We start from the raw sequence: 25,650 nt of genomic DNA on the forward strand, positions 1-25,650 counted from the left end.
TTTTTTGAACAGTTAAATAGAAAAAATATGATACGAGCCAATGACCCGCAATTAACTTCCTGGATTGATGTTCCTGAAAATTCAGATTTTCCGATTCAGAATATTCCTTTCGGGGTATTTAAAACAGATACACTGAGTCCGCGCGTGGGATCACGCATCGGGGATTCCATAATTGACCTGAAGAGCTTATTTGTATTGGGTTATTTCGAAAACCTTCCCTTCTCGGCAGAGGATTTTGATACCTTTTCTTTAAATAACCTGATGCGACATGGGAAAAAAGCAACAAGTGATTTACGGAATCGTATTTCCAAGCTTTTTGACTCAACGCACACAGATCTGAAAAAGAATGACCATCATGTTTCGCAGGTGCTTATTGATGCAGATAAAGTTAAAATGCTTCTTCCAATCGAAGTAGGTGATTATACAGACTTTTACTCAAGCAGAGAACATGCTACTAATGTAGGAACCATGTTCCGCGATCCTAATAATGCATTACTCCCCAACTGGCTATGGCTACCTGTAGGTTATCACGGTCGTTCGTCTTCTATTATTCCTTCGGGGGTTCCTGTTCATCGTCCTAAAGGACAGACCAAACCCGATCCGGAAAAAAATCCGGTTTTCGGACCTTCTCAACGAGTTGATTTCGAATTAGAAATGGCATTCATTACATTTGATGGAAAACCTCTTGGTGATTCAATTTCCACTGAAGAAGCTGAAAACTACATCTTTGGTATGTGTTTGTTTAATGACTGGTCAGCAAGAGATATTCAACAATGGGAATATGTTCCTTTAGGACCATTTCTGGCAAAGAACTTTGCTTCATCAATTTCTCCCTGGATTGTTACTATGGACGCATTGGAACCTTACAAAGTAGAGGGACCGGCGCAAGCCCCCGAAGTTTTGGACTACCTGAAATACGAAGGAAAAAAATCATATGATATCGCTTTACAGGTTGCTATTCAGCCTGAGAACGCCGCTGAAACAGTAATTTGCAACTCCAACTTCAAATACATGTACTGGACGATGGCGCAGCAACTTGCACACCACACTGTAAACGGATGTAATATTCGCCGGGGGGATATGATGGGATCCGGAACCATTTCAGGTCCTACGCCTGATTCATACGGTTCTATGTTAGAGCTGGCCTGGAAAGGAACAAAACCAGTTGCCATGAATGACGGTAGTGAACGAAAGTTCATCAATGACGGAGATACAGTTATCATGCGTGGTTATTGTCAGGCTGATGGTGTCAGAATCGGATTCGGAGAAGTTTCTACGAAATTACTTCCGGCAAAATAGAAATTAGCCGGATCAGGATAAAAAAAAGGGGAATAATAATTATTCCCCTTTTTTTAGTTTTTTAATTTCATTTCGATAGATGAAACAGGAATCCTGGTATTCTCCGATCTTGTCTTTCAATCGGACAATTTCTCCATAACGGGCATCAAACAGACGTTTTTCTGTCTCCAGTTCTTCCTGAAGTCCATTCATTTTTCCCTGCTGAAAAAACAACAGAATCATTACTCCCATTAATGCAAAAAACATAAACACAATTGCTAACCTCATAATCAACTATAATTTAAAAGTCAAACGGTGACTTTTCCGGTTGTTCATAATATGAATTATCATTCCGTTCCCGAATCACTACTCCGGGAAAATAAAATTTCAGTATTTGCGCTGCAGAAAAACCAGCTTTTGCCATGCGCATCGCTCCTTCCTGACAAAGCCCTACTCCATGACCAAATCCCCTTCCTTTCAGAACCACCTCATCACCTTCAGGAAAACAACTAAAAAAAGTTGATTTCAAATTAAACTTTGTTCGAATATCCCGCAGTGGAATCCCTAACTCAGGACCGTGAAAAAAGGCCAGTCTTTCCGGTTGCGCAAACCGGTACAATTTTTCCTTGTATAAAGAATCATTTTCCGGATAAGCAAACTGCGCTACAAGATACGCTCTCCAATCTTTTTTTGGAATCCGTTTTTCCCAGGTAGCCTGCCGCGTATGAATACAAAACGTATCCCTGAATGACTTCAGGTAAGGAATGGCTTCATTCCAGACAAACTGAGGCTCACTGGTTTGTCCCCCGCAATTGGCATGAAAAAAGCCGTCAACCAGCTTTTTGTTTTCATCTTCCATAACCAGATTAGTCGTTTCTTCTACTGCTTTGTAAATTTCGGGAGTATAGGTTAAACGGTTATGATACGCCTGACAATGCACCTGATCACACAAATCAAAACCTTCCTTTCGGTGTCGTGTACTATACTTCACAGCATACGTTCGACTCATAATCGCCTGGACCTTGTAATACTCTTCTGCACGTCCTCCACCTCCTTCCGACTCAACAACGCCCGCCAGATAGTCTGTCATGGAAACATGATTTACTATAGTCAGTTTATTTCCTGAAGCTACTATAGAAAAATCATCATCGTGCTTTCGCTCTTTCAGAGAAGGCGATAGGCTCTTAATACGCAGTGCATGATTAGACCCCGTTGCCTTTAATTCGACTTTATTGAACTCTCCAATCAATACAACACCTTTATTTAACTTTACTTTTCCTCCGGGAATAACCTGCACAGAAACCGACTCCGTAGGTAAAATTGCACCAAACGAATTTCCATCACCATAAATCAGGTAACTTCCTTCAAAATAAGAAAAAAGGACACGGGAACAGTTTGTGTTCCGAAGAATTCCAATACGAACATTCTGAGCATTTAGTCCCAGGGACAACAACACCATGATTATCAACAGAAATGCACGCATAACACACAAATTTACAGTATGTACCGGCAAAAACCTTACCGTTCTTCAATAATTTTCAACATCCTTGAAGCCGTTTCTTCACTAGCTCCACCTCCTCCTAACTTCTCAATCAATCTGTCATAATCTTGCAGAAGTTTCTCTCTTTTCTCACCGCCTTTGATCAATCCTTTCAGTTCGTTTTCTATGTTTTTCGGTGTACAATCCTGCTGAATCAACTCCCGCACAACTTCTCTGTCCATAATCAGATTAACCAATGAAATATAGGCTACTTTAATTAATCTTCGAGCGATGTGATAAGAAACAACCGATCCTTTGTAGCAAACAACTTCCGGGACTCTGAACAAAGCCGTTTCCAACGTTGCAGTCCCACTTGTCACAACAGCTCCTTCAGCAACAGAAAGTAGTTCGTACGTACTGTTAAACACAATAGAGACGTCTTTATCGTTTTTTATAAACGACTCATAAAAAGAAGCCTCAATTGCCGGAGCACCTGCAATCACTACCTGATAATCCGAGAAACTTTTCACTCCTTCCAACATGATGGGAAGTTTAACAGAAATCTCTTGTTTACGACTTCCCGGAAGAACCGCTATAACAGGCTTATCAGACAAACCTGTTTCTTGCAAAAATTGCGTTTTATCAAAGGTGTTTTTTCTAAAATCAGTAATCGCATCAAGCAACGGATGACCGACAAAATCCACATCTACATCAAATCGGGCGTAAAAGTCCTTTTCGAAAGGAAGGATACAGAACATTTTATCGACAACCTTTTTAATTTTGTGAACACGTCCCTGCTTCCATGCCCAAATCTGGGGAGAAATGTAATAGAGCACCTGGATACCTTCTTTCTTGGCCCATTCTGCAATCCGCATATTAAATCCAGGGTAATCAATCAAAATGAGAGCGTCCGGACGAAAATCTTCAATATCCTTTTTGCAAAAAGATATATTCCCCAGAATAGTTCGCAGATTCAATAACACCTCAACAAACCCCATAAAGGCAAGATCTCTGATGTGTTTTACCGGTTCACCGGCTACTTCTTTCATCCGGTCACCACCCCAAAACCGGAACTCAATATCCGGACGTTGTACTTTCAGAGCTTTCATAAGATTACTCCCATGTAAATCACCCGAAGCCTCACCTGCTATTACGTATAACTTCATTAAAAATAAATCAGGTAAATGAATAGAGGGAAATAAGCCAGTGTACCCAGAATTACACCACGCGCAATTCCATACCTTTCCTTATTCAGAAACAAATAAAACCACACCAGATTAGCAATCATACAAAGAGAAAGTATGCGACTCATCGTCGTATTTAAATGAAAAAAATTGTACCACAACCGACCAAACGGCAATGATTCTAATCTGGAATAGAAAAAAATAAATGCAGGCATTATTACCCAGGGAGAAGTAATCCCCAAAAGGATGCCCCATCCTATCCCTCTATTTTTATTTGACGTATAGGGTTTCATAATTTCCAGTTATTAAAATCCGACATCACGTGATATGCGGTCATATCAAACTGAGTAGGAACAATCGAAGCATATCCGTTGTTTAAGGCAAAGACATCTGTATCCTCTCCGTTGTCAAAATTCTCAAACTCACCTGTCAACCAATAGTATGGATTCCCGAATTGATCAGTTCTCTTGTCAAAAGAATCCCGCCAGTAAGCTCTTGCCTGACGGCATATCTTAATCCCTTTTAGTTCTTTTTCGTCTACCTTCGGAATATTCACATTCAGACAAACATGATGCGGGAACTCGGAAGAAAGACACTTTTCCACCACTTGCTTCACAACAAACTGACTCGCTGTAAAATCCGCATCTGCTGCAAAATCCTGAAGTGAAAACCCTACAGAAGGAATATCCTCCATTGCTCCTTCCACGGCAGCAGACATGGTTCCTGAGTACAAAACATTCGTAGAACTGTTATCTCCATGATTAATCCCGGAAACCAACAAGTCTGGTTTACGGTTCTTCAATAATTCACAAATTGCCAGTTTGACACAATCTACCGGAGTACCAGAGCTTGCATAAGCCTCAATCCCCTGAAAAACCGACGACTTCTTCAAACGAAGCGGATCATGTACGGATATTGCGTGCCCCATTCCTGATTGAGGCTTGTCAGGTGCCACTACCAGAATTTCTCCGAATGGCTGAACCGCCTCAACTAAAGACCGTATTCCCTTTGCTGTTATTCCATCATCATTAGTTACCAAAATAAGCGGACGCTGATTTTCCATGCTGTTATCTGAATTCATTCTCCTGCGAAAGTAACTATTTTTAAGCGAAACCACGGAATCAAATTACAGACGTAAATCGCAGCCGAAAAAAAAATGTAATTTCATTTATAAATGATTTGATTTAATAGCTATACGTCCTATCTTTGAACACATAATTTTCAGTTTAACAATTCAATTTTCAGCGTAGACAATTGATACAGCAGGAAGTTTAGTTTATAAAACCATGAAAAATACGCAGGCGACAGTTCTTTTGAATGACTTATCCGGACTTACGAGAGAGATGATCTCCAAAGCTTCAAAATCACTTGTCCGACTTAGTGAGAAACAACTGAACTGGAAACCCAATCCTGAAACCTGGAGCATCAACCAGATATTTGCTCACCTCAATGCTTTTTCAGGTTACTATCACCCGGCGCTTCGCAGCAGGATTGAAAAAACAAAGTTCAGAGAACCAAGAGATATTTTTGTGTCTTCACCTTTGGGTCGATCTGCCTGGAAATCAATGAAACTAGGAAATGCAAAAAATGTTAAACGTAAATTCAGAGCTCAGAAAGAATATAACCCGGACACATTTGACAAAGAACTTCTGGAAAATGAAGTTGCCGAGTTTATAAATTCTCAGGAAGAAATGTTGGTCATTCTCGAGCAATCAGGACAAGTTGATTTACGAAAAGTAAAAATCCCAACATCCATATCGAAGATGGTTAAATTACGTTTGGGAGATTGTCTTCAGTATGTTGTCTTTCATAATGAAAGACATCTTTACCAGGCCATTAATCTAACAAAACACAGAGGATTCCCCTTAAAATGAAAAAGTTCGGGCTTATACAGGTTGCCGCAGCTCCGGTTCGCGCAAGTGATTCGGACACGGCTGAAATTGTTACCCAATTGTTATTTGGAGAAGCGATTGAACGTATATCTGACGGTAATCCCTGGGTAAAAATTCGTTGCCAGCATGATGGATATGAGGGCTACATGGATACGAAACAAATTGAATACCTGTCCGAACCGGAATACATGCATTGGAAGACTCTTCCAAAAACACGATTGACGCAACACTGTATCCAGTTACGATCTCCGGACGGTCCGGAATGGATCTTCAGAGGCGCGCTCCTTCCTTCCTCCTCTCCGGAATCGGGATTCCGATTGGGAACCCGATCATACGAGGTTCTTCATTTTCCTAAGGAACTCGCCCGAAATACCAATAGCATCGAAACAGCCATGGGCTATCTCAACACCCCTTATCTGTGGGGCGGTAGAAGTGTTACAGGGATTGACTGCTCGGGATACACACAAATCGTCTTTGCTTTTATGGGAGTAGATTTGTTGCGGGATGCTTCGCAGCAAGCTACACAAGGAGAAACTGTAGATTTTACTGACATAAAACCAGGAGACCTTGCTTTCTTTCACAACGCAAATGGGAAAATCATACACGTTGGTATTTTAACCGGAACAGGAACCATTCTGCATGCCAGCGGAAAAGTTAGGGAAGACCAATTCGATCAGTCCGGTATTTTTCGGAAAGATCTAAACAAATATACACACAACCTGACGCTAATACGTCGCTATTTCAAATAAGAACACTATGAAAATACTAATTACCGGAGGAGCTGGATTTATTGGGAGCAACCTGACAAAAAGACTTGTCGATGACGGACATCAGGTTGTCGTACTAGACAATCTCCTTCGTGGAAACAAGATCGACAAAGACACCTTCTCTAAAATAGAATTTGTTAAAGGAGATGTACGTGACACTGAACTGGTAAACAAAACGGTTTCCGGATGTGATATGATCTTTCACTTTGCTGCCGTTCTCGGAGTAGATGTCGTCGCTGACAACCCCGTTGAAACCATGGACGTTGAAGTCATTGGTACACGCAATATTGTTACAGCTGCCGAAGCAAACGGAGTAAAAAAGATTATGTATGCATCCACCTCTGGGATATACGGACACTCGGCTATTGAATCGGCTTTAACCGAGGAGGTACTTGTAGACCCACGAACATCCTACGCGATGGCGAAACGATACAATGAAATTTATCTGGCTTCGCATCACGAAGAAAAAGGTCTGGATTCCATTTCCTTGCGTTTTTTCAATGTATATGGGCACAATCAGGATAACAGGATGGTGGTTCCACGATTCTTCGAACAAGCGGTTAAAAATGATCCGATCACCGTATTCGGTACCGGTAAACAGACTCGTGACTTCACGTACATCGATGATACAATTGAGGCCTGCGTTCGATTGATGCAGGTAAAAGGAACACATATTGTCAACATTGCCAATGAACACGAATGGTGTATTGAGGATCTTGCCGAGATCATTCTGAAAATAACGGACTCATCTTCGGAAATTAAATACATTGATGCTCCGAAAAAGCGATACGATTATGAAGTAGAGAGACGTGTTGGCTCATCGGAAAAACTTGTAAAACTCACAGGGTATAAACCTGATACCAATTTGCAGGAAGGACTTACAAAAATTTATTCGACCTTTTAGATGGTTTCGGAATAGAATACTTCTACATTTGTGGCTCATTAGAACAGAAATAACTTAAAACTATGTCGCACAGAGATCAGGTAATTTTCGATTTGATCGAAAAAGAAAGACAACGTCAACTGCACGGAGTAGAGTTAATTGCTTCGGAAAATTTCGTGAGTGAAGAGGTAATGAAAGCTATGGGCTCCGTTCTTACCAACAAATACGCTGAAGGACTTCCGGGAAAACGTTATTACGGAGGTTGTGAAATAGTAGATCAGGTGGAACAACTGGCTATCGACCGTCTTAAAGAGCTATTTGGTGCGACATGGGCAAATGTTCAGCCTCACTCGGGTGCTCAGGCTAATTCAGCAGTTATGCTTGCCTGTTTACAACCCGGTGACAAGATTCTTGGTTTTGATCTTTCACATGGTGGTCACCTTACACACGGTTCTCCTGTCAACTTTTCAGGAAAACTCTACCGTCCGTATTTCTACGGTGTAGACAAAGAAACCGGACTTGTGGATTACGACCAGATGGAAGAGACTGCAAGAAAGGAAAAACCAAAAATGATTATTTGCGGAGCGTCAGCTTATAGTAGAGACTGGGATTATGTCCGTATCCGTAAAGTAGCAGACGAAATAGGTGCTTTGGTATTGGCAGATATTTCTCACCCGGCCGGTTTAATTGCGACCAAATTACTCAATGACCCACTGGAACATTGTCATATTGTCACATCAACAACGCACAAAACATTGCGCGGACCACGTGGTGGAATCATTATGATGCGCCATAATTTCGAAAACCCGTTCGGACTCAAATGGAACAACGGTAATTTGAAATCAATGGGAGCATTACTGGATGCTGCTGTATTCCCCGGAACTCAGGGAGGACCACTTGAACACGTAATTGCTGCAAAGGCAGTTGCTTTTGGCGAAGCCCTTACGGAAAGTTATGCGGTCTACATGAAGCAGGTGCAACGCAACGCAGCTGTAATGGCAGATGAATTTGTAAAAAAAGGATATAAAATCATTTCTGACGGTACCGATAACCATTCGATGCTGATTGACCTCCGTTCAAAAGGAGTGACTGGTAAAGATGCTGAAAACCGCCTTGTGCTTGCAGACATCACGGTCAATAAAAACATGGTTCCGTTTGATACAGAATCTCCTTTTGTTACCAGTGGTATACGTGTCGGTACGCCCGCTATTACAACCCGGGGGGTGATAGAAAATGAAATTCCGGTTATTGTTGAATTTATGGACAAAGTAATCACAAATATCAATGACGATTCTGTGCTGGCAAATGTTAAGGCAGATGTAAATGCATTGATGAGAGAACGTCCTTTGTTTCAGTTTTAAACCCCAACACCTGTAACAGTAGAAAAAAAGTTGTAAATATTTTATTTTTTTTCGCTGATTCAGAAATTATTCGTAATATTGCAGCCCGAATTTTCGGCAAAGGTTAAAGAAATTAGTGTCATGGATTACATTAGAGAGATACAAAACGAGTTGGTAGAAGTAAAAGAATTCCCAAAATTCAAAGCTGGGGATACAGTTACTGTTTCTTACAAAATTAAGGAAGGTTCGAAAGAACGTATCCAGCAGTTTCAGGGAGTTGTTTTACAACGACGCGGTCAAGGTCCCTCAGAGACTTTTACAGTACGTAAAATGTCTGGAAATATCGGGGTTGAGCGTATTTTCCCTATTTCTTCTCCATTTTTGGAGAATATCGCAGTGAACAAATCCGGTTCAGTTCGTCGTGCACGTATTTTCTACTTGCGTGAACTTACTGGTAAATCAGCTCGTATTAAAGAAAAGCGATCATTCTAGATTGCATATCACGATATGTGAAGAGCTCACCGTACGGTGGGCTTTTTTTGTTTTTGTAGCTTGTGTCACAAAAAACTCACTGCTATTTACCTAACTTTGTAACCTCATCCTCTTATCGGGAGGTAACAAGACATACAAAGAACAATGAATACAGCAGACTCTACTTCCCCCTTTCATAAGAAACTGGAAATCCGCCAGCACAGCATGGCTATTTATGATCTTGCTATTCCGGAAAATGATACCGTTATAACCGCAAGTGCAGACTGTTTTGTTGCCACATGGGATCTCCACTCCGGCACACAAAAAGGTTTTACGATCAAAGCCGACTTTCCTGTATACTCGATTAAACTTATTGAAAAAGACCAGCTCTCTATAGGGTTAAACAACGGAGATTTACATATTATTGATATCCACTCCAAAAAGGAGATCAGATTCTTTAAAAAACATACCTCCGCACTTTTTAGTCAATTATTTATTCCTCAAAAATCGATACTCATCACAGGAGATGCTGATGGAAATATAGCCGTTTGGAACACAAAAAGCTGGGAAATGCTTACCTACCTTCCTTTGGGATGTGGAAAAATCAGATCGCTAGTTTATTCTCCGGACAACGAACAATTTTTCATCGGAGGGCAAGACGGAAAAATCAGAATATTTACAACCGATTTTTATAATGAGATCAACTCTTTTTATGCCCATGAAAACGGAGTAAATGCACTCGCTGTTATGCCCGGAAATTCTTCTCTCCTTCTGTCAGGAGGTAAAGACGGATATCTGAGAATATGGGATCTGGATAAAAACAAAAAGATAAAAGCTCTACCCGCTCATAATTACGCCGTATACGCAATAGCATTTTCGCCGGACGGCAAAGCATTTGCCACGGCAAGTCGTGATAAGTCCATCAAAATATGGGACACTGCTTCCTACCATGTGTTACAGAAATTAGATGCAAAAACAGGGGGACATTCTCATTCCGTTAATAAGATCAAATGGACACCATCCGGTTTATTCAGCGCGAGTGATGACCGTAGACTTATACATTGGGTACACTAAAAGAAAATAAACGAACATGAAAGAATTTTGGGACAAACGCTATGGAGAAGAAGGGTTCGCTTACGGAACAGAACCAAATGCCTATTTAAGAAAAGAACTCAATCGACTGAATCTGACACAAGGTAAGGCTTTATTTGTCGCAGAAGGAGAAGGTAGAAATGCCGTATACGCTGCAGAACAAGGACTTGAAGTAACCGCTTTTGACATCAGTAGTTCAGGAAAAGTCAAAGCACTCCAGCTTGCTGAGCAAAAGGGGGTTCAACTCACCTACTACGTTGGTGATATTTTCTCGCTCGCTCCTCAGCCGGAATCCTTTGATCTTGCAGCTTTAATCTTTGCCCACTTCCCTCCTGAAGTCCGAAAAAAAATTCACACTAAAACAGCCGAATCGATTAAACCGGGAGGATACATACTAGTAGAAGGTTTCAGTAAAAACAATCTGGCCTTACGAGCTGAGAATCCTCAAGTCGGTGGTCCAGATTCAGTTCATCTATTATACGACACAGATGAAATCCGTGAAGATTTTCCTGATTTCGAAATACTCCATTTGGCTGAAGAAACTGTCGAATTAAACGAAGGAAAATATCACAAAGGAACGGCAAAAGTAATTCGTTTTACCGGGAGAAAAAGGCACTAAAACGCCTCTTCCTGCTCTCCGAAAAAAGCTTTATCGAAATTCACAAAATAAACCCGTTCCGTAGCCCGGGTAATTGCGGTATATAACCAACGATGAAACTCATGATTATCCGCTCCATCCGGGAGAAAACCATGATCAATAAAGACCGCTGACCATTGTCCCCCCTGTGCCTTGTGACAGGTAACCGCATACGAAAACTTCACCTGTAGAGCATTAAAATAAGGATTTTTCATAATCAACTCATACCGCTTCCGCTTATTTCTTTCGTGGAGGTAATCTTTTTCGATCTCAAAGAATAATTCCTTCATTCTGTCCCTTGAAAGATTCGGAGAATCCGCATTGATTACCTCCAGGTTAATCAGTACTTCAAATTCATCCATCTCCGGATAATCTACTAACTCAATAATTGCCCGAACAAAATTAAACCCGTAAAGACTTTCTCTCCCCGCGATGCGTTTGATTTTTAGAATCTCTCCATTGGCTAAAAACCCTGCCGGACTTTTTTCATCCACCCAGAAATAGTTGTTTTTAACCACCATCATATAATCACTCCCGTTGATCTCTTCCTCCATCCACAGGATACGTCCTCTTACCTGCTGATTAAACAAATTAGCCCGCTTATTCGAGCGACAAATTATAATCGTCTCGTCACTCCCAAAATTAGAATAACAACTCTCCAACTCCTCCTGTAACTCAGCTCCGGTAATTCTCCTGACATCCCGAAAAGCATCTGCCTTCAATTCCGGCCATTCCAATTCATCCAGATTCCGAACATACGTAGCGTTATACAGGATTCCGGAGTGTTCTGCCTGACGAACCACCTGTGTTAATCGGGTCATCAGAAAATAAAGCTCCGGAAAATGAAACTCCATATACTCACGCTGCAAAGCAGGACTCGTATCAGCACCCACCGGAGGAAGCTGTCCTTCATCTCCCAGTAAAATCAAGCTACAATCCACTCCCGAATACACATACGTTACCAGATCCTCCAATAAATTCCGGGAACTGATTCCGCCTTCTCTTGTCATGGTATAATCACCAATCATAGAAGCTTCATCAACGATAAAAACGGTGTTTTTATGAAGATTAGGGGACAGCATGAAACGCATACTTCCGTCCGGAGCAATTTGCCTGCGGTAAATTTTCTTGTGTATGGTTTGCGCAGGACGTGATGAAGACATTGACAAGACCTTCGCCGCTCTTCCCGTAGGTGCCATCAGAACACTTTTCATTTTAAACGATGACAGGGATTTCACGAAAGCTCCTAACAATGTCGTTTTTCCTGTTCCTGCATACCCTCTGACAATCAAACATTGCTTTCGCCCTGTTGTATGGACAAACTCATCGAAATCCACCAGTAAACTCTCCTGATCCGTTGTTAGTTCAAAGGGTAGAAATGTGCGAATTGTTTGTGATATTGTGTTTCTCATATCCGGGTTAACACAAAGTTAATCATTGAACATGAGTTATGATCAGGATAGAATATGATTCTTATCTTTAAATGCGAAAAGTGAGTTGATATTCCAGTAGTTCCCCGCTACTAACTCCTAATCGGATCATCCAATAATACCTCATTTGTCGTAACGATCACGACTGTAAAGCATTCAGTTCATTGATTGAACGGTTGAAAAAAAGTAGTGTACGTCTGATAGTGATAATAAAAAAATTGTAGATTTGTGAACTATTGAAAAATGCATAAACGCTTATACCATGAACGGAAACTCATTATCAGTGTTGTTTAAAAAGTACAGCATTCCTGTAATTTTGCTAGTAATCGGTCTTGCTCTTATTATTCTCGGAGTATCCAATAATCAGGGTTCTGACTGGATGATGGCTTCATCTTTACTTGCTATTTCCGGGGTACTTTCGATCATATATGTTTCGGGAATCATCCCCGGGAAAATCAGTTTATTCATCGGAATTCCCGTTGCTTTGGTTGCAGTATATGTTTTGTATCAGATGGGATCTGAAGTTGTAGCTGAAGAAAATAAGAAGATCAAGAAAGAGGAGATTACTAACCTCATGAAGCAGAATCTGAACGATATCAAAGCTGCTCAAATTGCTTATCGTGATAAATACGGAAAATATGCCAGTGACTGGAACAAATTGATCCACTTCATTAAAAGCGGTACAATTCAGGAAGTAGTAAAAGAAGGTGGTGTTCCAAACCGTCGTCTTACTCCTGAGGAAAGAGCTATTATTTACGGACCAAAGGATAACCGTGCACTGGATTATAATATGACAGAACTTGAAGCGTATGCACTTGCAAAAAGTGAAACACCTCCGGCAGATCTGACAAATTTCGTTCGTGACACGGTTGAAGTTTCTTACTTTGAAAGAACCTTTAAGAACAACAGCTATGTAGAAAGAAGAATACGTATGGGATTCCCTGAATTCAATGCCGATTCATTGGTGTACATCCCAACTACTTCCGATATGTATTCGCTAAAAACGATGGACTCTCTTGAATATCAAGGATCAAAAGTTCCGGTAATCGAAGTAATGGGAATCCATCCGGTTGAATACAAAGGAAAGCGTGACACGTTGATGTTCGGATCATTAACTTCTCCGAACCTGTCAGCAAATTGGGATTAATTCAAAAATAGACATGCAGCAATTGTGCCTGGAAGTTTCCGAAAAGGAATTTGTATACTCAATTGTTAATCGCGACTCAAAAACCATTTCAGACGTCGGAATACTCCTGTTAACAGGAAGAACACCGGAAGAGAAAAAGGAACAAATAAAAGAGCTCTTGCAAAAGCAGGGGCTCTTGTCCTTTACGGATGAAGTCACCTTAGCAATCAAAAGCGAAAAAACTACGCTCGTACCCCAAAATATATTTGGCGAAAGTTCAGCACAGGATATTTTCCGTCTGTGTTTTGGTGATACAACTCAGGGAGATGTTGATTATAATCGCTTCCCGGAACAAGGTCTGGTGAACGTTTACTTATCTCCTGACTGGATCAAATCCTTTTTTGTTATCCGCTATCCCAGAATTGTGATTCAACACGAGAATACACACATACTACGTGGCATTTTCAATGGATCTACTTTTTCTCCGATCGTTCATATTATCCCTGAACAAGATTACTTTTCTTTGTTTATCACATCAAAGAATAAACTTGAATTTTACAATGTTTTTGAATACAAAGCAGCAGAAGATATTATCTACCATGCCGTGTTCGTACTCGATCAAAAAGAAATAGATACCAAGGAACTTAAAATTACCATTCATTCATCGGGTAAATTTGATACACTGGAAGAAGAAGTACGGGATAAATTTCAACGAATTAAACCCGAATCTTCTTTAAAGTTTGACTCCCTCACAAAAATAAAACATCAGTTACTTTGCGTATAATCAGCGGTAAATTAAAAGGCATTCGTTTTTCTCCTCCAAAGTCATTTCCTTCGCGTCCCACTACGGACTTTGCCAAGGAAGCTCTGTTTAATATTATCGCCAACGAATTTAATATTGATAATATTACCGTATTAGATCTCTGTGCGGGAACCGGCAGTATTTCTTTTGAGTTTGCCTCCCGTGATGCGATCAGTGTAACCAGTGTAGATCAACATGGACCTTCACTAAATTTCATTGAAAAGACGGCGAAAAAACACGAACTCAATCAAATTTATACCCGCAAACAAGATTTGCTTACTTTTCTGAAACAAACCGAACAGAAATTTGATCTGATATTTGCAGATCCTCCTTTTGCGTATAAAGAATATGAAAGTATCATACAACTGGTATTCGAACGGAAATTACTGAATGATACCGGACTGTTAATACTGGAGCACGACAAAAACAATGATTTTTCGAATGTCCCGGAATTCATGTACCTTCGTAATTACGGAGGTGTAAATTTTAGCTTTTTCGAGTATGTCACAGAATAAAAAAACAGGTCTTTTTCCCGGTTCTTTTGACCCTTTTACAAAAGGCCATCAGGATGTTGTTGAACAGGCTTTAACACTTTTTGATGAAATAATTATTGGCATTGGTGTTAATGAAACCAAGAAATATCTTTTTGATCTGGAAAAACGAAAACAACACATAGCCTCCATATTTGCCCATTACCCACAAGTAAGTGTACGCGAATACAAAGGACTTACGGTGGACTTTGCAAAGGCATGTAATGCTCAGTTCCTGATCCGGGGACTCCGGGACTCCAGAGATTTTTCATACGAGCGAGCGATCGCGCACATGAATGATCAGATGGGGCAGGTAAAAAGTGTTTTCCTGTTAACAAAACCTGAATTCGGAGCCATCAATTCAACCATTGTCCGCGAGATTTATAAAAATGGCGCAAAAATTGATGATTTTGTAACCAATGTTCACTTTCTCGTTTAAAGAAAGAAAACGTTTTGCATAGTTTTAAGACCCAATCCATGAAAAAAGCATTTTTCCTGTTTTTAGTAGTATTGCCTTTTTTATCAGTTGCTCAATTGGTACAACTAAAAGGATACGCTCCCGAATATATTGGAAAGGAAGTTACTTTGAGTCGAATTGTCGATTACATTTCCTACAATGAAGAAGTTCTCGCCCGATCCGAAGTAAAAACGGACAGTATTTTTGAACTCAACTTCTTTTTTTCCTCAACGGAAAAAGTACGTTTACAAGTAGGAAAAAACTATGCTTTCCTTTACTTACAACCGGATGCTTCTTACGAAGTTTATTTTCCGGGGAGTAACAAATATGATCCGGTTCACCCGGAAGGAAGTGAAATGGAATTATTATTCCGTAGTCTTCCCAAACAGGATATTAACTACAAAATTCTGGAATTTGACCGGTGGTTAACCGCTTTTATCGGGGAAAATTTTCACACAAAATCCATGGCAGACGGGCAGTTCGGTCAAAAACTGGATACCTTGAAGATGAATATGCAGAAGTATTATAGCAAAGACACTTCTTCTTTCTTCAAAACCACGATTCTGTTCAGACTGGCAGAGCTCGATGAAGCCAGTTATTACGGTTCCCGGAGTGAATTAGAACGCTTTGACCACTATTTATTATATCACCCTGTCAGTTATGACAATGATGCCTATATGGATTACGTCAATAAGTTCTTCAAAGACTTTTTCGAGCGTACCAGTATGGAAATTAACAACCGGATTTACCTTGCTGTACTAAAGGCCAGCCCTACTCTGTTATTTAATGCACTTGGGCAGGACTACCGCATGAAAAATCTGCGACTTAGAGAAATGGTTATGATTAAGGGATTGGGCGAACTTTATTACAATCCCGACTACCCGCAAACGAACATATCACGTATGCTGGACAGTCTTTCCAATCACGCTCTTTTTGCGCACAATAAAATCATTGCCAAAAACCTGAAGCAAAAACTTACGAATCTTATCCCCGGCAGTCCTTCTCCCCGCTTTACAGTTGTAGATTATACGGGTGAAGAAATCTCTCTTTCTTCTTTTCCGGCAAAGTACAAATACTTCCAGTTTATTCTTTCGGAAAGTGTTACAGGTAAAAATGAAATCGAACTCATGAAACCTATGTACACCAAATATGGGAACTATGTAGAATTTATAACCGTCCTGATAGATCAACCCAACGCAGAAACTCTGAAAAAAGATCCTGTACTAAGTACCATTTCGTGGACTCTTGCAAAACCTAAAAATGAATCCGATATCAAAGAGCAATTTAACCTGAGAACATTTCCGCATTATGTCCTGATAGATCCGGACGGATTTATTGTCGGAAATCCCGCTCAGCGCCCTTCCCCTGACGGGCAGTACGAAACCATAGACAAAACATTTTACGAAATTCATAAAGTCATGATGAAAATAACTGATTAACAAAAGGCTATTCAGTATTAGCTTTTCTCAGTAGTATACCCGAACAATAAGAAGGTTTACGTATTTCATCTCTGTCAGGATGTAATTATTTCATCCGGTAATAGCAGTCACTAAAAATATCGTTATTTTTATCCACAAGACGCAACTTTAGCGCGATATTTTCGTCCATTTTTAGTTGACTACAGCTTATTATGAAATTTTTCTATTTGACTATATGCATTGTCTCACTGGCATTCGTGGCTTCCGGTCAGTGTGATGATGTCACTCCTTCTTTCTCGGTTGATCAGACTGCTTTTTGTGGTAATGGGCCTCATAATCTTACTATTACCAACACCAGTACCGGAACAGATGCAGGCACCACACAGTATGAGTGGACCATTAACGGAAGTAATTTTGCTACAACAAATGATCTGAGTGCCCCCACTGTCCCTTCATTAACTACTCCCGGAATTTACACGCTGGAAGTAACAGCTGTGGGAACTCCCCCGGCATGTTCGCAAACATTCGATCTATCTGTTGAAGTTTTTCCGACTCCCGTTGCAGACTTTACACATTCACCTTCGGGAGACTGCGCAGGAATCCCGGTAAATTTCACCAACACCAGTACTGGAACTATTCCAGGGACAACGTATAACTGGAGTTTCGGAGACGGCGTAACCTCAACCGATGAAAATCCTTCTCACACGTATGCATTCGGTGGAACGTACACCGTAGCGTTGACAGTCACCAATATCGCGGGGTGTGAATCCACCACCAACCAAACGGTTACCAATCAGGATATCCCGAACGTGTTTATTTCCGGGGATGACGGAGACGGTAACACGACAAACTGTCTTTTACCCGGAGATCCAACGACATCCCAGACTGTCAATTTCAGTAATTTCACCACCGGGGCGGTCAGTTACCATTGGGATTTCGGAGACGGAACTACCAGTACAGGTTTTGAACCTTCGCACACCTATAGCACGTATGGAACTTTTCCGGTAACCATGACCGCCACAGGTCCGAATGGTTGTTCATTCTCACAAACAATCGATATTGTTTTCGAACGTTTCGTTTCAGCTTCTATGACACTGGATATTACCGAATACAGTGGGTGTCTGCCGCATACACTGAACTCTTTACAGAATTTATCTGTAAACGCTACTGAATTCGTGTGGAACTTCGGAGACGGGACTCCTTCTGTTACAACAACATCGCTTACTCCTCCCAGTCACGTATACAACACGCCGGGAAGCTACACGATTTCGTTAACAGCTTCCAATAGCTGTAACTCCGCCAATGCTACGATAAGTCCGATACAAATTGTGGGGGCTCCCGTTGCCAACTTTAACCCTTCGGTAAGCAGTGGATGTGCACCACAGGGAATCTCTTTCAGCAATACGTCAACCGGTGCTTCTCCTGCCAATAATTATACCTGGGATATGGGGAATGGAAACGTATACAACAACATTTCAAATCCTCCCCCTCAGAACTATACCAATCAGGGAACCTATCCGATAACAGTTACTGCCAATAATGCCTGTGGTAGTGATAGTTATACGTTTAACATGGTCATTGATTCGATTCCTGTTGCAGAAATTATTGCAGATCCAATTGAAGGGTGTTCTCCTCTGACCGTAGACATTGATAATTTGTCAACCGGAAATATAAATTATTACCGTTGGTATCGCAATGGCTCGTACTATAGCAGCGCCGTGAATATAGGTCCCTTCACGTATTCATATCCGGCAGGAAATACTCCTGTCACACAGAATATAAGTCTTACGGTAGGAAATCAATGTGGTAGCAGCTCGGATGCAGAAACCATTACTATACATCGTCCGACACTCGCCCGATTTACGCCATCAGCAACAACTGTTTGTCTGGGAACTGCTGTTTCTTTTACGAATCAGTCGCTGGGTGAAAACCTGACTTTCGAATGGGATTTAGGTAATGGTACCACTTCAACGAGCAGTACTCCGGGAAGTGTTACGTATGCAGCTCCGGGAACCTATACCGTACAACTAATTGCAAACGGATACTGCGGTCCGGATACAGTAGAACATACAATTACTGTTAATCCGCTAACGGTGGCTGATTTCTCGTTGCTTACACCAGATGAAGGCTGTTCTCCTCTGACTGTTGAGTTTCAAAACAACTCGACTGGTGTTGGCTTAAGTTATAACTGGACAGTAGACGGAGTCAATTCGGGAACTATGGCAACTATTCCGCCTATCACTTTCACAGAAACACCTGGAAATACTCCTGTTAACCATATTATCCGACTGACTGTAAACAGTGCCTGTGGAACCGAGACTTTTCAGGATACAATTATTGTCCATAGACCTACAGAAGCTAATTTCACGACGTCTGCAACCAGTGTTTGTGAAGGAGACAGTTTCACCTTTACAGATGCCTCTCTCGGTGAAAATCTGACCTGGGAATGGAACTTTGGAGATGGAGCTACATCCAATTCACAAGGACCACATACACATACGTATGCAACCCCAGGGACCTATACGGTACAGCTTATAGCTGACGGATATTGCGGTAGAGATACACTTGAAACAATTGTAACTATCGATCCTTTAACTGTAATTGATTTCACGATTCCCGAACCACAGGAAGGGTGTTCTCCCGTTACGGTTTCTTTAGCCAATAACTCTTCGGGTACGGGTCTGACGTATGAATGGACGGTCGACGGTGGCTTTTATTCAAATCAGCAAAGCCCTGCACCGATAACATTTACGGAAGTCCCCGGATCATCTTCGGTAACACACATCATCGAGCTCGTTGTAACCGGGGCATGCGGAACAGAAACCATGGATCAAACCGTTATCGTCCATCCTCCGAATCAGGCAGATTTCACCGTATTCCCTAATGAAGTTTGCCTGGGCGATGCCATCACTGTCACCGACAACTCTCTGGGCGAAAATTTACAATGGAATTATGATTTTGGAGACGGAAGTATCGCCACAACTGCAGGTCCTCATGTATTGAACTATGCTTCGGACGGGACTTATACCATTCAATTAATCGCAGCAGGTTATTGTCCGAATGATACCCTTGAACAAACGGTAACTGTACATCCTTACCCTGTAGCTGATATTACCCCCGATGCTCCGGACGGATGTCAGATTCTGGATATGACATTTACCAACAATTCAACTTCGGGAGCCAACTACTCCTGGAGTTTTGGCACCAATGCTTCCCCCGCTACATCAACTGCTTTTGATCCAGGAACTGTACAATTCAGTGCTGCGGGAACGGAAACCATTTCTATACAGGTAGAACAAAACGGTTGTACATCAGCAGATACGGTATATATTGATGTATATCCGCTTCCGGTTGTTGCTTTTACAACCAATCCGTCAGGTGGATGTAATCCATTGACAGTAAGTTTTACCAACACCTCCCCTGATAACGGAACGGAAACATTTACCTGGGACTTTGACAATGGAAATACCTCTTCCGACTATACTCCTTCGGATGAACTTTTTGTCGCGCTTACCAATGACAGTATTTATGACATTACCCTGACGGTAACTTCCGGTTCGGGATGCTCTGATTCACTGACACGTCAGGTGATTGTAAATCCACTTCCGGTTGCAGACTTTGACTTCGTGGAAGACACAATCTGCCTGAATGAAACAATGGTGCTTATTAATTCATCCATAGGAGCCAATAATTATAGCTGGGATTTCGGAGACGGAAACACTTCAACTGCCACGGCACCTTCGTATAATTATACCACACCGGGAACCTATACAGTAACACTTCAGGTTGAAACTACTTTTGGCTGTATGGATGTAATTTCCCGCGAAATTGTTGTAGATCCTATCCCTGAAGCATTGTTTAGCAATACAACCGAATGTTTGGGATATGGTACGCAGTTTACTGATGAAAGTACCGGCAATCCGGTTTCCTGGAGTTGGAACTTTGGAGACGGAAACACATCCTCTGATCAACATCCTCTGCATCAGTATACGGTTGCCGGTTCATTTACCGCTTCATTAAACGTCGAAAACAGCTTTTCCTGTAGCTCATCAATTGCACAATCCGTTCTGGTAAATACAGTTCCGACTGCTGATTTTTCTGCTGCCAACTTTTGTTTGGGAGATGCTACGCAGTTTAATAACCTGACCAGTGGTGCTACAGTAGCTTATGAATGGAATTTTGGAGATGGGAGTCCGGTCAGTACAGCAACTCATCCTACACATACATACACAGCAGTGGGAGATTATTCAGTTATGCTTGTTGCTTTCGGAGGATCTGGCTGTTCGGACACACTGGTACAAACGGTTTCCATCACCGAAGTTCCCGTAACCGACTTTACGTTCACGGATGTGTGTCAAAACGACACCACTTTCTTTATCAATCAGACAACGGGGAATCCGGATAGCTATGCATGGGATTTCGGAAACGGACAAACAACTACAGCTACTGATCCTTGGGTGGTGTATACTACGAACGGAGATTATACAGTTACATTAACTACTTCATTTACAAGCTCCGGATGTAGCCACACGATCTCACAAACGGTAACCTCTTTCCCCAGAACCAGTCCCAACTTTTCTGCTTCTACCATCTGTTTGGAAGAAGCAACTTCCTTTACAGATCAGACAACAGGAAATCCTGTTCAATGGAACTGGGATTTCGGTGACGGAACAGGAACTTCGACTTTACAAAACCCGGTTTACACTTACACTAATTTTGGTCTTTATGATGTCCGGCTGGTAACTGAAAATGCGTTTGGATGTAGCGATACTACTTTGATTACTGTTGAGGTTTATCCTTTACCGGTTGCCAACTTCACATTCGATACAGTGTGTCTCCATACCGCTACCCAAATCACCGATCTTTCTACAGATGCAATAGATTGGGAATACAATTGGGGAGATGGTACAACAGTTACTACGGGGGCTGATTCTCCCACGCATCTGTACACTTCCGACGGGAGCTTTTCTGTCGCACAAATTGTAACCAATATTCATGGCTGTAAAGATACACTGGAACAAACGGTTATTATTCGTCCTAATCCGATAGCTGACTGGGAAGCCGATACTTCCTGTTTTTCATATTTAACCTCGTTTACGGATCTTTCTACAGACGCTGTTAGCTGGTCATGGGATTATGATGATAACGGTAGTACCTCGTCCCAACAAAATCCAACTTATACTTTTAGTACGGACGGTACTTTTGCTGTTTCTCTAATCGTTGAAAACAGTTTTGGTTGTACGGATGAACAAACTCAGGATGTTCTGGTACTTCCTCAGCCTGTTGCTTCATTTAACAATACAGCTGTTTGTGCCGGAAGTCAGGTGAATTTCACGAATACTTCTTCCGGTTCTCCCATCAATTTCTCCTGGAATTTCGGAGACGGGACTCCTGAAATAACCTCTGAAAACCCTTCGCATACCTATGGTGTGGGAGGTACGTATCCTATTACTTTTATTGTCGAAAATTCAGCCGGTTGTGCAGATACGCTTGAAGAAACAATCGAGGTGTACACTATCCCTCAAATTGCATTTACAGCGGATACTGTTTGTTTGTTCAATATCACTACTTTCACGAATAATACAACAGATACTGCACCCATTGCGCAATGGTTCTGGGATTTCGGAGACGGGAATACCTCGTTTGCTGAAAACCCCACCTATATTTATCAAACTCCGGGCGTATTTAACGTAACTCTTCAGGTTACGAATGTGAATGGATGTGATTCCAGTATTGTTGCTCCCGTTCATGTTTCTGAAATTCCCACGGCTGACTTTTCTTCAGATGTTGTTTGTTTTGGTTCCCCCACCACCTTTACAGATCAATCAACCGGAAATCCAACTCAGTGGGTGTGGGATTTTGGCGATGGAACTATTGTTGACGGTGGAGCAGTAGAACAACATACGTACACTTCTCCGGGGAATTACATTGTGACTTTACTTGTTGTAGGAGGAGAAGGCATCTGTAACGATCAAACGTTCCATATTATTTCGGTAAATGAAGAGGCAACTGCAGGAATGACAATTCCTACTGCTGTTTGTGAAGGTGGTACATTTAATTTTGCTGATAACAGTGTAGCCAACAACGGTACTATCACAACTTACAATTGGGATATGGGTGACGGGACACTTTATTCTACAGCCACTGGAACACATCAGTATGCCCAGACCGGAACGTACACTATCACACTTACGGTGACTTCTTCGGACGGTTGTAGCAATACTACTACAGAACAGATTACTGTCAATCCGAATCCTGCTCCGGCATTTTCAGCTACACTTGCCTGTGAAGGTCAGACCACCCGTTTTACAAATCTTTCTCCGGGAACTAACACTTCCTGGGCATGGACATTCGGTGACGGAAACGGTTCTGTACTGGAAAACCCGGTACATACTTATGCAAATGACGGTACGTACACAGTTACACTAACGGTGACTTCCGGTGACGGCTGCTCAGCAAATGTCTCTCAAACGGTAACTGTCTACCCTTCTCCTACTGCTGCATTTAACAGTACAACTGAATGTTGGGGAGAAGCTACCTCATTCACCGATCTTTCCACACTTTCGAATGGTCAGATTGTCTCCTGGGAATGGATATTCGGTACTAACGAGGCGGTTTCGTCCAGTCCGAATCCTCAACATACTTTTGAAGAATATGCCGATAACTTTGATGTTCAGCTGGTCGTCACTTCTGATGAAGGATGTACAGATACATTAGTTCAGCAGGTCAATCTTCACCCGGTAGTTAACTTCAATTTTGTACCCGACCGAACGGCAGGTTGTCAGCCGGTAGAAGTACAATTTACAGATCAAAGTACCACCTCTGGAGCTGCAACTATCATCAGTTGGCACTGGGATTTCGGAGACGGCTATTACAGCTTTGTACAAAGTCCCGCACACACCTTTTCTGACCCGGGAAGTTATGATGTGGAACTGACTGTTGTCACAAGCACAGACTGTGAATTTGTCATGCCAATGCCTTTTTCAATTGATGTTTACCCCAAACCACAAGCTGGCTTTAGTGTAACTCCAGCAGTTACCTCAATTGCTTTCCCTCATATTGAGGTAACTGACGAATCGGTAGGGGCACTGGACTGGGAATATGCATTTGGAGACGGTTATTACAGTAACTCCGGTAACCCGACTCACACGTACCAGGAAGTAGGTGTTTATTCTATCATGCAAATTGTAAAAAGCAATTACGGCTGCATTGATACGGCTTATCAGACGATCGAAGTAACGGAATTTTTCTCATTCTTTGCCCCGAATAGTTTTACACCCAACGGTGACGGCATGAACGATTCTTTCGAATGGGCAGTACAAGCTACTACGATCTTCGAAATCCGAATCTTTAACCGCTGGGGGGAAGTGATTTTTAAAACCAATCAACAGGATGACTACTGGGATGGAACCTATAACGGAACTCCGGTTCAGGATGGTGTCTACATCTGGCAGGTTGAATTGATGGATATGAATGGCGAATGGCGATTATTCCGCGGTCATATTTCAGTGTTGCGCTAACGTTTTTCTTTCCCGGATCAGTTTGGGGATATAGAAAATAAGCTGTAATTTTGTAGGTACGATGAAAAACCTTTTGGTACATACCGTGAATTTCAGAAAAGGCCTTTTGCCATCGTTAGCCTATTTACATGATGACATGTTCCTGAAAAGTTCTAAAGAATTTGTTGGGTAGCCCCTGTCACGACTCCGGACAGGGATCATTTTCAGAACCATTTTTTCAATTCAATATAACGGAATCTTCTTTACAGGTGTGCTTTGCAGTAAACGTTTGTCGCGTACCACTTTTATTGTGCGGGTCGAAAGTACAGGTCAAAAAGATTTCACAACATGAAAGCATCATGGCAGAACCAATAATTTTAACTACAGGAATTTATGATATGGTCAAGGAACTTCTTCGGAAAAAACGTGTAACACCGGTTGAAGAAGAATTACTCCAAAACGAATTAAAAACGGCAATACAGGTAACCCGAAAAGAACTTCCGGATGATATTGTAAACGTAAACCGAAAAGTTACGATCCGGGATCATGCTTCCCAAACAGAAAACGAATACCTGTTTGTAGGAACGACAAAATCCAAACCGAGTAAAGGGAAATTCTCTATCGCTTCTGCTATTGCTTTAGCAACGGTAGGTCGCAAAACCGGAGATGTAATCGAATGGCCTTTCAAGGAGGGAACCCGAAAAATTGAAATTGTGAAGGTTGAAGTTGTTTAACCTTTCTGACGACTCCCCAAACAGTGTGTGCTTTGGGGAGTTGTTGTATTTTTCCATCCTTTCTGATTTCGAAAAGAAGAAACGAACACACTCCCTACTCTTCCTTCAGGCGAATGGCTAAAATCTCTCCGGTTGCACAAACCACACCGCGTGCACTTAATGTCATATCTACCCAAACTTTCCGTCCTTCAATACTTCTGAGTATACCTTTTAATTCCAACTCCTCTCCCATGGGTGTGAGGGCCTTGAAATCCACTTTCAGGGAACCGGTAACACAACGAACGGGAATGGGACCAACCTCAAGTGAAATTCCTTCTTTCTGACACAGGAATGCCGCAGCAGATCCAGTTCCGTGACAATCCAGCAAAGACGCTATCAGTCCGCCGTAAACACTCCCCGGAATGGCCGTATATTTGTCCTCGGGAGTAAATGTGGCTCGTGTTTCATTTCCTACCAAATAGGTTTTAAGTTGATACCCCTCCGGATTATTTCGCCCACAACCATAACAATGTGATAAATTTTCGGGGTACAGATCCTGAATTGCTTTTGCCATGTTTCTACTTTTTGACTGCTATTTACACTAAAGAAAAGCAATATCTCTGAATAATATGGATTGTTGTGGGGAATTTA

At 41.7% G+C, this 25,650-nt stretch carries 22 protein-coding genes; 15 read left to right on the forward strand and 7 right to left on the reverse strand.

From position 1 onward, the window contains the following. Nucleotides 1–27: 27 nt before the first annotated feature. Nucleotides 28–1,299, forward strand: a complete 1,272-nt coding sequence (gene fahA, locus AC4PL9_RS10300) for a fumarylacetoacetase (RefSeq protein ID WP_491604666.1) — start codon at nucleotides 28–30, stop codon at nucleotides 1,297–1,299. Nucleotides 1,300–1,338: 39 nt separating this feature from the next. Here fahA and AC4PL9_RS10305 read toward each other — a convergent pair whose 3' ends face one another. The 5 genes from AC4PL9_RS10305 to surE are packed head-to-tail and all read right to left on the reverse strand — an operon-like array spanning nucleotide 1,339 to nucleotide 5,023. After that, entirely contained in the window at nucleotides 1,339–1,566 is a 228-nt protein-coding gene (locus tag AC4PL9_RS10305; RefSeq protein ID WP_491604667.1) for a hypothetical protein, read from the reverse strand. 13 nt (nucleotides 1,567–1,579) lie between these two features. After that, nucleotides 1,580–2,761 (reverse strand): SpoIID/LytB domain-containing protein, encoded by a 1,182-nt coding sequence (locus tag AC4PL9_RS10310; RefSeq protein WP_491604668.1) that lies wholly within the window; start codon nucleotides 2,759–2,761, stop codon nucleotides 1,580–1,582. Between the two features lie 35 nt (nucleotides 2,762–2,796). Continuing rightward, nucleotides 2,797–3,924 (reverse strand): lipid-A-disaccharide synthase, encoded by a 1,128-nt coding sequence (gene lpxB, locus AC4PL9_RS10315; RefSeq protein ID WP_491604669.1) that lies wholly within the window; start codon nucleotides 3,922–3,924, stop codon nucleotides 2,797–2,799. Further along, nucleotides 3,924–4,235, reverse strand: a complete 312-nt coding sequence (locus AC4PL9_RS10320) for a hypothetical protein (RefSeq protein ID WP_491604670.1) — start codon at nucleotides 4,233–4,235, stop codon at nucleotides 3,924–3,926. Before AC4PL9_RS10320 ends, lpxB begins: the two co-directional genes overlap by 1 nt. Next, nucleotides 4,232–5,023, reverse strand: coding sequence for a 5'/3'-nucleotidase SurE (gene surE, locus AC4PL9_RS10325; protein WP_491604671.1), 792 nt, complete (start codon nucleotides 5,021–5,023; stop codon nucleotides 4,232–4,234). Before surE ends, AC4PL9_RS10320 begins: the two co-directional genes overlap by 4 nt. Nucleotides 5,024–5,228: 205 nt before the next feature. On the opposite strand from surE, the gene AC4PL9_RS10330 reads away from it, so the two are divergent. The 7 genes from AC4PL9_RS10330 (at nucleotide 5,229) to AC4PL9_RS10360 (ending at nucleotide 11,006) form a co-directional block, all read left to right on the forward strand. Further along, complete coding sequence (locus tag AC4PL9_RS10330; RefSeq protein ID WP_491604672.1) at nucleotides 5,229–5,816, forward strand: DinB family protein; 588 nt, start codon at nucleotides 5,229–5,231, stop codon at nucleotides 5,814–5,816. Then, nucleotides 5,813–6,583 (forward strand): C40 family peptidase, encoded by a 771-nt coding sequence (locus AC4PL9_RS10335; protein ID WP_491604673.1) that lies wholly within the window; start codon nucleotides 5,813–5,815, stop codon nucleotides 6,581–6,583. Before AC4PL9_RS10330 ends, AC4PL9_RS10335 begins: the two co-directional genes overlap by 4 nt. Nucleotides 6,584–6,590: 7 nt before the next feature. Next, nucleotides 6,591–7,505: an NAD-dependent epimerase/dehydratase family protein gene (locus AC4PL9_RS10340; RefSeq protein WP_491604674.1), complete on the forward strand. Its 915-nt coding sequence runs from the start codon at nucleotides 6,591–6,593 to the stop codon at nucleotides 7,503–7,505. 62 nt (nucleotides 7,506–7,567) lie between these two features. Further along, nucleotides 7,568–8,845, forward strand: coding sequence for a serine hydroxymethyltransferase (gene glyA / locus AC4PL9_RS10345; RefSeq protein WP_491604675.1), 1,278 nt, complete (start codon nucleotides 7,568–7,570; stop codon nucleotides 8,843–8,845). A gap of 120 nt (nucleotides 8,846–8,965) precedes the next feature. Further along, nucleotides 8,966–9,316: a 50S ribosomal protein L19 gene (gene rplS / locus AC4PL9_RS10350; RefSeq protein ID WP_491604676.1), complete on the forward strand. Its 351-nt coding sequence runs from the start codon at nucleotides 8,966–8,968 to the stop codon at nucleotides 9,314–9,316. Nucleotides 9,317–9,460: 144 nt separating this feature from the next. Further along, complete coding sequence (locus AC4PL9_RS10355; protein ID WP_491604677.1) at nucleotides 9,461–10,369, forward strand: WD40 repeat domain-containing protein; 909 nt, start codon at nucleotides 9,461–9,463, stop codon at nucleotides 10,367–10,369. A gap of 16 nt (nucleotides 10,370–10,385) precedes the next feature. Further along, complete coding sequence (locus AC4PL9_RS10360; RefSeq protein ID WP_491604678.1) at nucleotides 10,386–11,006, forward strand: class I SAM-dependent methyltransferase; 621 nt, start codon at nucleotides 10,386–10,388, stop codon at nucleotides 11,004–11,006. Here AC4PL9_RS10360 and AC4PL9_RS10365 read toward each other — a convergent pair. Then, nucleotides 11,003–12,436, reverse strand: a complete 1,434-nt coding sequence (locus AC4PL9_RS10365; RefSeq protein ID WP_491604679.1) for an ATP-dependent DNA helicase — start codon at nucleotides 12,434–12,436, stop codon at nucleotides 11,003–11,005. The genes AC4PL9_RS10360 and AC4PL9_RS10365 overlap by 4 nt on opposite strands. Nucleotides 12,437–12,716: 280 nt before the next feature. On the opposite strand from AC4PL9_RS10365, the gene AC4PL9_RS10370 reads away from it, so the two are divergent. The 7 genes from AC4PL9_RS10370 (at nucleotide 12,717) to AC4PL9_RS10400 (ending at nucleotide 25,020) form a co-directional block, all read left to right on the forward strand. Further along, nucleotides 12,717–13,601 (forward strand): hypothetical protein, encoded by an 885-nt coding sequence (locus AC4PL9_RS10370; RefSeq protein WP_491604680.1) that lies wholly within the window; start codon nucleotides 12,717–12,719, stop codon nucleotides 13,599–13,601. Between the two features lie 13 nt (nucleotides 13,602–13,614). Continuing rightward, nucleotides 13,615–14,364 (forward strand): DUF3822 family protein, encoded by a 750-nt coding sequence (locus tag AC4PL9_RS10375; RefSeq protein WP_491604681.1) that lies wholly within the window; start codon nucleotides 13,615–13,617, stop codon nucleotides 14,362–14,364. Beyond that, nucleotides 14,355–14,897 carry a 16S rRNA (guanine(966)-N(2))-methyltransferase RsmD gene (rsmD, locus tag AC4PL9_RS10380; RefSeq protein WP_491604682.1) on the forward strand — a complete coding sequence of 181 codons (543 nt, stop codon included), beginning with the start codon at nucleotides 14,355–14,357 and terminating at the stop codon, nucleotides 14,895–14,897. Before AC4PL9_RS10375 ends, rsmD begins: the two co-directional genes overlap by 10 nt. Continuing rightward, nucleotides 14,884–15,351 carry a pantetheine-phosphate adenylyltransferase gene (gene coaD / locus AC4PL9_RS10385; protein WP_491604683.1) on the forward strand — a complete coding sequence of 156 codons (468 nt, stop codon included), beginning with the start codon at nucleotides 14,884–14,886 and terminating at the stop codon, nucleotides 15,349–15,351. The genes rsmD and coaD overlap by 14 nt, the downstream gene beginning before the upstream one ends. A 38-nt stretch (nucleotides 15,352–15,389) precedes the next feature. Further along, on the forward strand, nucleotides 15,390–16,808 hold the full coding sequence (locus AC4PL9_RS10390) for a TlpA family protein disulfide reductase (RefSeq protein WP_491604684.1): 1,419 nt from the start codon (nucleotides 15,390–15,392) through the stop codon (nucleotides 16,806–16,808). Nucleotides 16,809–16,999: 191 nt separating this feature from the next. Beyond that, entirely contained in the window at nucleotides 17,000–24,307 is a 7,308-nt protein-coding gene (locus AC4PL9_RS10395) for a PKD domain-containing protein (RefSeq protein WP_491604685.1), read from the forward strand. 338 nt (nucleotides 24,308–24,645) lie between these two features. Then, complete coding sequence (locus AC4PL9_RS10400; protein WP_491604686.1) at nucleotides 24,646–25,020, forward strand: GreA/GreB family elongation factor; 375 nt, start codon at nucleotides 24,646–24,648, stop codon at nucleotides 25,018–25,020. A gap of 94 nt (nucleotides 25,021–25,114) precedes the next feature. Here AC4PL9_RS10400 and AC4PL9_RS10405 read toward each other — a convergent pair whose 3' ends face one another. Further along, nucleotides 25,115–25,573 (reverse strand): PaaI family thioesterase, encoded by a 459-nt coding sequence (locus AC4PL9_RS10405; protein ID WP_491604687.1) that lies wholly within the window; start codon nucleotides 25,571–25,573, stop codon nucleotides 25,115–25,117. Nucleotides 25,574–25,650 lie beyond the last annotated feature (77 nt).

The organism is Wandonia sp., from assembly GCF_984588085.1.

Excerpts from the sequence above, each read along its gene's own strand:
- fahA (WP_491604666.1), top strand. The coding sequence starts at position 28 with ATGATACGAGCCAATGACCCGCAATTAACTTCCTGGATTGATGTTCCT.
- AC4PL9_RS10305 (WP_491604667.1), bottom strand. The coding sequence starts at position 1,566 with ATGAGGTTAGCAATTGTGTTTATGTTTTTTGCATTAATGGGAGTAATG.
- AC4PL9_RS10310 (WP_491604668.1), bottom strand. The coding sequence starts at position 2,761 with ATGCGTGCATTTCTGTTGATAATCATGGTGTTGTTGTCCCTGGGACTA.
- lpxB (WP_491604669.1), bottom strand. The coding sequence starts at position 3,924 with ATGAAGTTATACGTAATAGCAGGTGAGGCTTCGGGTGATTTACATGGG.
- AC4PL9_RS10320 (WP_491604670.1), bottom strand. The coding sequence starts at position 4,235 with ATGAAACCCTATACGTCAAATAAAAATAGAGGGATAGGATGGGGCATC.
- surE (WP_491604671.1), bottom strand. The coding sequence starts at position 5,023 with ATGAATTCAGATAACAGCATGGAAAATCAGCGTCCGCTTATTTTGGTA.
- AC4PL9_RS10330 (WP_491604672.1), top strand. The coding sequence starts at position 5,229 with ATGAAAAATACGCAGGCGACAGTTCTTTTGAATGACTTATCCGGACTT.
- AC4PL9_RS10335 (WP_491604673.1), top strand. The coding sequence starts at position 5,813 with ATGAAAAAGTTCGGGCTTATACAGGTTGCCGCAGCTCCGGTTCGCGCA.
- AC4PL9_RS10340 (WP_491604674.1), top strand. The coding sequence starts at position 6,591 with ATGAAAATACTAATTACCGGAGGAGCTGGATTTATTGGGAGCAACCTG.
- glyA (WP_491604675.1), top strand. The coding sequence starts at position 7,568 with ATGTCGCACAGAGATCAGGTAATTTTCGATTTGATCGAAAAAGAAAGA.
- rplS (WP_491604676.1), top strand. The coding sequence starts at position 8,966 with ATGGATTACATTAGAGAGATACAAAACGAGTTGGTAGAAGTAAAAGAA.
- AC4PL9_RS10355 (WP_491604677.1), top strand. The coding sequence starts at position 9,461 with ATGAATACAGCAGACTCTACTTCCCCCTTTCATAAGAAACTGGAAATC.
- AC4PL9_RS10360 (WP_491604678.1), top strand. The coding sequence starts at position 10,386 with ATGAAAGAATTTTGGGACAAACGCTATGGAGAAGAAGGGTTCGCTTAC.
- AC4PL9_RS10365 (WP_491604679.1), bottom strand. The coding sequence starts at position 12,436 with ATGAGAAACACAATATCACAAACAATTCGCACATTTCTACCCTTTGAA.
- AC4PL9_RS10370 (WP_491604680.1), top strand. The coding sequence starts at position 12,717 with ATGAACGGAAACTCATTATCAGTGTTGTTTAAAAAGTACAGCATTCCT.
- AC4PL9_RS10375 (WP_491604681.1), top strand. The coding sequence starts at position 13,615 with ATGCAGCAATTGTGCCTGGAAGTTTCCGAAAAGGAATTTGTATACTCA.
- coaD (WP_491604683.1), top strand. The coding sequence starts at position 14,884 with ATGTCACAGAATAAAAAAACAGGTCTTTTTCCCGGTTCTTTTGACCCT.
- AC4PL9_RS10390 (WP_491604684.1), top strand. The coding sequence starts at position 15,390 with ATGAAAAAAGCATTTTTCCTGTTTTTAGTAGTATTGCCTTTTTTATCA.
- AC4PL9_RS10395 (WP_491604685.1), top strand. The coding sequence starts at position 17,000 with ATGAAATTTTTCTATTTGACTATATGCATTGTCTCACTGGCATTCGTG.
- AC4PL9_RS10400 (WP_491604686.1), top strand. The coding sequence starts at position 24,646 with ATGGCAGAACCAATAATTTTAACTACAGGAATTTATGATATGGTCAAG.
- AC4PL9_RS10405 (WP_491604687.1), bottom strand. The coding sequence starts at position 25,573 with ATGGCAAAAGCAATTCAGGATCTGTACCCCGAAAATTTATCACATTGT.